The following is a 4,999-nucleotide window of genomic DNA, read 5'->3' as shown; positions in this document are numbered from 1 at the left end:
GGCCTCGGCCACGCCCTCCCCCGCACCGCCGTAGCACCCCTCGCCACCGCGATCATCACCCACACCCGGCAGCACCCCTGAGTCCCCTTCGAGGCGCACCACCGTCGTACAGCTCATTCGGGGACAGAGGGACGGCCTGCCGCCGGCCACGGTTTGCGCGAAGCACCCGAGACACCGGTGGACCTGCGTGAGCGCTGCTAGAACGTCACGGACTTGGCGAGGCAGGCGGTTCCGTCGTCGTCGGCCGATGACACCGGTTGATATCCCTCGCTCTCGTAGAAATTGATGTTCTGCCGGCTTTTGGCGCCGGTGAACAACACGACGCGACGGCAGTCCGGCTCGGCAGCGGCTTCGGCGCCGCGGAGCAGGATACGACCCAGACCTTGCCCCCGCTGGTCCGGTACGACGCCGAGCCGGCCGACGTGCCAGTCGGTGTCGACACGGCGCGCCCGCACCATGCCCAGGAGCCGGCCGTCCCGCCATAGACCCATGGTCTGCCAGGTGGCCAGCCACTCGCGCACCTCCTCCAGCGACTCCCGCAGGGCCGGGACGGCCAAGGTGTCGTTGGCCAGGGCCTCGTCCACCCAGCAGCATCGCTGCAGCACGGTGACCTGCGGGGCGTCGTCGGGCGTCAACGGCCTGACATAGGACCCTGGCAACGGGCCGGGTCGCACCCCGGCCCGGATGGGCTCGCGCATCGGACGGAGGGCGTGAGCGACTCGGACCAGCTCGTCCAGGACACCGACGGCTGCCCCGGCCAGCGCGGCATTCGGGCGGACTCGACCGTTCTCTGTCGCGTCACCGATGCGGATGGCGACGGTGGAGCCCAACGGCACCAGACGCAGCGTGGTCACCACCTGCTTGGCGTGCTGGACCGAGCGCGTGCCGGCCGAGGTGTTGCCGTAGCTGACGAAGCCGATCGGCTTCCACGCCCACTCACGACCGAGGTAATCCAGCGCGTTCTTCAGAGTCGCCGGCATGCCGTAGTTGTACTCCGGCGTCACGACGATGAAGCCGTCTGCCGCGTCCACGGCATCGCTCCACCGTCGTGTGTGCTCGTTCCTGTAGAGACCCGAGGACGGATGCTCCTCCTCATCGAGGAACGGCAGATCGAGGTCGCCGAGAGCCATCGGCACGAGCTCGGCGCCGAGTTCCCCGGCACGTGGCGTGATCGTCTCGATCAACCAGTCCAGCACCGCCGGACCGAGGGCGCCGGGTCGGGTGCTGCATCCCAGAACGATGACACGCGCAGATTCCGTTGACATGTAAACGAACCATAGGCGGTAGGTTGTTTACATGTCAAAGAAACCGTCGCTTGCGGCCGTGCGCTGGCTGAACCCGGACGAGGAGCGAGCCTGGCGCGCCTTCCGCCGCATGATGATCGCCGTCCAGTTCGGCACGGCACGAGATCTGGCCACGTTGGGGCTCTCCGATCCCGACTACGAGGTGCTGAGCACGCTGTCGGAGAGGCCGGGCCACACCAGCACGTTGCACGAACAGGCCGCCAAGATGGGCTGGTCACGCAGCCGGCTTTCCCGACACGCCACGCGAATGGAAGCGCGCGGTCTTGTACGGCGCGCACCCGACCCGGCCGACGGCAGAGGCTGTTACCTCGTTCTCACCGAACACGGCCTGGACACGCTCAAGAACGCCGCCCCCGCCCATGTCGCGTCGGTACGACACCACTTCGTCGACCGGCTCACTCCGGAGGAGCTCACCACCCTCGAACACATCGCCCGGAAGGTGGCGGGAACCGCGGAGACCTGAGGGTCTTCGAGGAGGCCGCGTGCGCGATCAACGTCACGCTTGAACGGTCGATCGCGACGTGGTGGACCGACCGACAGGGCGCAGGTCGAGTCGCCGCTGCCGGCGACCGACGGCCGGGGCCGTCCCCGGCGCGATCACCGGCAGCTGATCGACGGCATCCTGCGGCGGCTCGGCCCCTGCGTCGCGGGCGGTCTGGATCAGGCCCGGCTCGACGTTTACGGTCGTCCGCCGTAGTCGCAGGCCGTGGCGGCGACGCTCTGCGGGACTCCGCTTCTCGTGAGGCTCTGGCGACAGGAGAGCCAACCTCCGATCTGGCCGCTGGCGGCCAGATCGCATGCTCCCCTTCTCTGTGCGGTCTCGGGGTATCCCTTACCGTGCAGGTAGGCCACACAACTGTCGGCGTCGGCCTGCGCCGGTGACGCGGTGAAGATGGTGAGCCCAGCCGCCATGGTCGCGGCTGCCGCAATGGTCGTCAGAAAAGCTTTCGACACGCGAGCCCCTCTCCCGTGGGTCATCCTTGATCAGAGGTAAGCACGCAAGGGTCGCGGCCGGAACGGGGCGACGGCGTGGTGTCGCGATCCGTGGGCTTCCTGTCGCGTTCGACCTGGGGGGCGTACAGGCTGGAGCGGTCAGCGGCGGGTGGTGAGTCGTCGCACGCCACGATGGACGGAGAAGCGGTGGGGCGGGCGGTCCCCGGGAAATCCACTGAGGGAATGTCCGCGTCATCGGGAGGTCTTTCATGCACCCTCGCCTGGTCCTCACCGTGGGCCATGGTGCGCGGCCGATGGACGCGTTCCTGGCCGTCCTGGGTGACGCGCGGGTGTCGGTGCTGGCCGACGTCCGCAGATTCCCCGGCTCGCGACGGCACCCGCAGTTCGGCCGTGACGCCCTCGCCGAGGCGCTCACCGGCTCCGGAATCGGCTACGAATGGCACGGGCAGTCCCTGGGCGGTCGCCGTACCACGCATCCCGGCTCCCGCCACACCGCCCTGCGCCATGCCGCCTTCGCCGGATACGCCGACCATATGGACACCGCCGAGTTCCGGACGGCGGTGGACGAACTGGTGGCGCGCGCCGCGACCGAGCGGCTCGCGGTGATGTGCGCGGAGACCGTCTGGTGGCACTGCCACCGCATGCTGCTCGCCGACGCGCTCGTGATGCGCGGAGCGACTGTGGTGCACCTCATCGACGTCGGCCGCCAGAACCCCTATCGGCCGCATCCCACGGTGCGCCGCGGACCCGACGGATGGCCCGTGTACGACGTGCCCGACACCCTGCCCGGAATCGACTGACGACGTCAGGGCGTGGGGGCCGGGCCGGTGCTGCCGCGCGGGGTGAGGACGGCGGCCTTGTCCTCGTACGGAGGCACGGTCTCGCCGGCGATCAGGGCCAGCAGGCGCTGGGCGGCGTGGGCGCCGTACGCGGGGATGTCGCGGGTGAGAGCGGTCAGCGGCGGACGGACGACCTGGGAGAGCGGCGAGTCGTCCCACGCCACGACGGACAGGTCGCGCGGCACCTCCACCCGCATCTCCTGCGCCACCGACAACCCGGCGACCGCCATGATGTCGTTGTCGTAGACGATCGCCGTGGGCCGGTCGGGCGAGCTGAGCAGCCGCCTGGTGGCCCTGGCGCCCTCCTCGCCGGTGTAGTCGGTGTGGACGATGACGTGTTCGGCCGCGCCGTCGCACGCCTCGGCGAACGCCTGGTCGCGCACGACCGTGTGCACCAGCTCCGGCAGCCCCGCCACCCGCGCGATCCGCCGGTGCCCCAGGGCGACGAGATAGCCGACGGTCTCGCGTACGGCCTGGCCGTCGTCGGACCAGACGGCAGACAGCGAGCCCGACTCCGAGGGATGGCCGATCACCACCGCCGGCATGCCCAGCCGCTCCAGCTCGGCGACCCGGTGGTCGGTGTAGTGCAGGTCGACGAGGAACACCCCGTCGATGCGGCTCTCGCCCCACCAGTGCCGGTAGACCTCGCTCTCCTGCCGGTGGCTGGTGACGACCTGGAGCAGCAGCGCGTACGAGCGGTCGGCCAGCACACCCTGGATGCCGCTGATCAGCTCCATGAAGAACGGCTCCACGCCGAGGACGCGGGGCGACCGGCACAGGGCGAGGCCGACACAGTTGGCCCGGGCGCCGTTGAGCGCCCGCGCGGCGCTGTTGGGCCGCCAGCCGATCTCTTCGGCGATGGCGATGATCCTGGCCCGCGTCGCCGCGGACACCCCGGGCTGCCCGTTGAGCGCGTAGGAGACCGCCACCTTGGACACCCCCGCCCGGCTGGCGATGTCAGCGATCGTCGGTCGCTTCAAGGGCTCCCCTTCTGAACCGGATAACCTCACAACTTTAGGCCATCCGCCCCAGGTAGGTCATTAACCGCTTAAGCCACGTGCCACGGCTTCGTCTCCTGGGTCTCCTTGGCGGCGCCCGCCACGCGCAGCGCGTACGTGCGGCGTCGCGCGCCCTCCACCGGGCCGAGATACGTGTGACCGGTCATGTGGCACCACGCGGGCAGGTCGACGGGCGCGGCCGGGTCGGTGGCGATCAGGTGGATCACGGCTCCTGGGCCGGCCTGGCGCACGTGCCAGCGCAGCTCGATGAGCAACTGCACGCACAGCTTGTCGCCGCCGTCCACCACAAGGTCGGGCATATCACCAGGAAACCACCCGAGACGCAACGACCGCACACGAATGTCCGGCACGGGCCGCGGACGGGCTCAGGCGGCTGGCAGACCACCTGACCCGGCCCCGCGGCGCGTGCCGTCCCCTCCTCGCGGCGGTCCACCCTGTCTGAGTACGGAGGTACCGCCGTAAGTACATTGACAAATTTTTTTGTCGGCGCGTACGCTCAACCCATGCAGACCAACTCGGCGGACGGCACTTCCCTCGCCTACACCCGCATCGGCCGCGGCCCGGCGGTGGTCCTGGTGGACGGCGCGCTCAGCCACCGCGCGCAGAGCATCAACACCCCCCTGGCCGAGGCGCTGGCCGGCGACTTCACCGTCTACACCTACGACCGGCGCGGCCGGGGCGAGAGCGGCGACACCCCGCCGTACGCCACCGAGCGCGAGATCGAGGACCTGGCCGCGATCGCGGAGGCGGCCGGCGGCTCCATCCGCCTGTACGGCACGTCGTCGGGCGCCGCCCTCGCGCTCGCCGCCGTGGACGCGGGGCTCGCGGTGGAGCGGCTGGCCCTGTACGAGCCGCCGTTCATCGTCGACGGCGCCCGCCCGCC

The 4,999-nt window shown here is 70.3% G+C and carries 6 protein-coding genes; 3 read left to right on the top strand and 3 right to left on the bottom strand.

Annotation, left to right across the window (positions count from 1 at the left end):
- Positions 1-197: 197 nt before the first annotated feature.
- A complete protein-coding gene (locus tag E1286_RS46000; RefSeq protein ID WP_132623539.1) occupies positions 198-1,265 on the bottom strand; it encodes a bifunctional NAD(P)H-dependent oxidoreductase/GNAT family N-acetyltransferase in 1,068 nt (355 codons plus the stop codon).
- Positions 1,266-1,296: 31 nt separating this feature from the next.
- Here E1286_RS46000 and E1286_RS45995 point away from each other — a divergent pair, with 31 nt between their 5' ends.
- Positions 1,297-1,767, top strand: a complete 471-nt coding sequence (locus tag E1286_RS45995) for a MarR family winged helix-turn-helix transcriptional regulator (protein ID WP_132623537.1) — start codon at positions 1,297-1,299, stop codon at positions 1,765-1,767.
- 739 nt (positions 1,768-2,506) lie between these two features.
- Entirely contained in the window at positions 2,507-3,058 is a 552-nt protein-coding gene (locus E1286_RS45990; RefSeq protein ID WP_132623535.1) for a DUF488 domain-containing protein, read from the top strand.
- Positions 3,059-3,063: 5 nt separating this feature from the next.
- Here E1286_RS45990 and E1286_RS45985 read toward each other — a convergent pair whose 3' ends face one another.
- Entirely contained in the window at positions 3,064-4,077 is a 1,014-nt protein-coding gene (locus E1286_RS45985) for a LacI family DNA-binding transcriptional regulator (RefSeq protein WP_132623533.1), read from the bottom strand.
- A gap of 68 nt (positions 4,078-4,145) precedes the next feature.
- The gene (locus E1286_RS45980; protein WP_132623531.1) at positions 4,146-4,415 is read right to left on the bottom strand and encodes a sulfurtransferase TusA family protein; all 270 of its coding nucleotides are present in this window, start codon (positions 4,413-4,415) and stop codon (positions 4,146-4,148) included.
- A gap of 204 nt (positions 4,416-4,619) precedes the next feature.
- Between E1286_RS45980 and E1286_RS45975 the strand changes: the two genes are divergently transcribed.
- On the top strand, positions 4,620-4,999 hold a 380-nt coding region (locus E1286_RS45975), incomplete at its 3' end, for an alpha/beta fold hydrolase (protein ID WP_132623529.1).

This window comes from Nonomuraea terrae (genome assembly GCF_004348995.1).
GTDB classification, from domain to species: Bacteria; Actinomycetota; Actinomycetes; order Streptosporangiales; family Streptosporangiaceae; genus Nonomuraea; species Nonomuraea terrae.
The sequence above is the reverse complement of the archived record's forward strand: the minus strand, read 5'-3'. Positions and strand labels throughout refer to the sequence as shown.

Coding starts and splice junctions, on each gene's coding strand:
- E1286_RS45980 (WP_132623531.1), bottom strand. CDS start 4,415: ATGCCCGACCTTGTGGTGGACGGCGGCGACAAGCTGTGCGTGCAGTTG.
- E1286_RS45990 (WP_132623535.1), top strand. CDS start 2,507: ATGCACCCTCGCCTGGTCCTCACCGTGGGCCATGGTGCGCGGCCGATG.
- E1286_RS45995 (WP_132623537.1), top strand. CDS start 1,297: ATGTCAAAGAAACCGTCGCTTGCGGCCGTGCGCTGGCTGAACCCGGAC.
- E1286_RS46000 (WP_132623539.1), bottom strand. CDS start 1,265: ATGTCAACGGAATCTGCGCGTGTCATCGTTCTGGGATGCAGCACCCGA.